General features: G+C 54.4%; 1 pseudogene. It reads right to left on the bottom strand.

Features of this window, described 5'->3' with window-relative positions:
- Positions 1-28: 28 nt before the first annotated feature.
- Positions 29-1,235, bottom strand: a pseudogene (locus CAG34_RS27295) (IS3 family transposase); the annotation flags it as partial.

Genomic DNA, 1,235 nt, shown 5'->3' with positions numbered 1-1,235 from the left:
TGGACTGCCCCCGAAAAGTTGGACAGTTTTAGCCAGTGGCCTGAGTCCTGTAGCTGACAGGGCTCAGGCCATTGAGTTTCAGCCTGATGCGGTCATGGTTGTAGTAATGGATGTACTCCTCCAGGCCCGCCTTCAGCTGTTCGACGCTTTCAAAGCGCTTCAGGTAGAAGAACTCTGACTTCAGTGTGCCGAAGAAGCTTTCCATCGCTGCATTATCCAGACAATTACCCTTGCGAGACATGCTCTGCTTCACACCGCGCGCTGCGAGCTTATGGCGGTATTGGGGCTGCTGGTAATGCCATCCCTGGTCTGAGTGGATCACTAGCTTGGGCTTTTCACCCAACCCATCGAGCGCCTTTTCCAGCATGTTCCCGACCAAGCCATAGGTAGGCCGGCAAGCTGTTTCATAGGCGATGATCTCACCGTTGTACAAGTCCATCACGGGCGACAGGTAGAGCTTTTGCTGGGCCACTTTGAACTCAGTGACATCGGTCACCCACTTCTGGTTGGGGCGTTGCGCGACGAAATTACGCTCCAGCAAATTCATGGCCACCTTGCCGACTATGCCGCGATAGGATCGATACTTCTTCGGGCGTACAACGGACTGCAAACCAAGCTCAGCCATCAACCGTTCAATGACCTTCTTGTTGACCAAGGTCCCCTGATTCCTGATGGCAAGGGCAATGCGGCGGTAGCCATACAGCCCTTTCTCCTCGTGATAGACACGCTGCACCAACTCCTTGAGCGAGGCGTGCCTGTCCGGCTTTTGCTGGCACTTGACCTGGTAATAAAAGGTACTGCGTGCCAACCCCACCATCTGCAAGAGGTCAGGCAGCGGATATTTATGTCTGAATTTGCAGACGATCAGGGCTTTCTCGTCCGTGTTCGCTCCTTCTCCTCTCGCAGAGCCTTTAACTCCTTTAGGACATCATTCTCCATGCGCAGATACTCGAGCTCGCTCAACAACTGCTCACGAGATTTCTCTGCGTCATTGGTGTCTGTCGGCTTGATGGGCTTAATTTTCTTCGGCACGGCTGATTTTCTTTGTTTGGCGAGAGTGGCTACAGGACTGCCACTGTAGTGCTGCCGCAGCCAAATGCCTATCTGTGAGGACTGTCCAAGGTCAAAGTGCGCCGCTGTTTGGCGCAGGGACAGGCGATGCTCAAGCATGTACTTGAGCACCCGCCGCTTGAATTCCTCGGTGTAGCGGCGACCATGCGAGCGAGGGCTGAGGC

The sequence above is a fragment of the Pseudomonas sp. B14(2017) genome, from assembly GCF_002113255.1.
Taxonomy (GTDB): domain Bacteria; phylum Pseudomonadota; class Gammaproteobacteria; order Pseudomonadales; family Pseudomonadaceae; genus Aquipseudomonas; species Aquipseudomonas putida_Z.
Note: the sequence above shows the minus strand (reverse complement) of the source record. Positions and strands in the feature narration are given on the sequence as shown.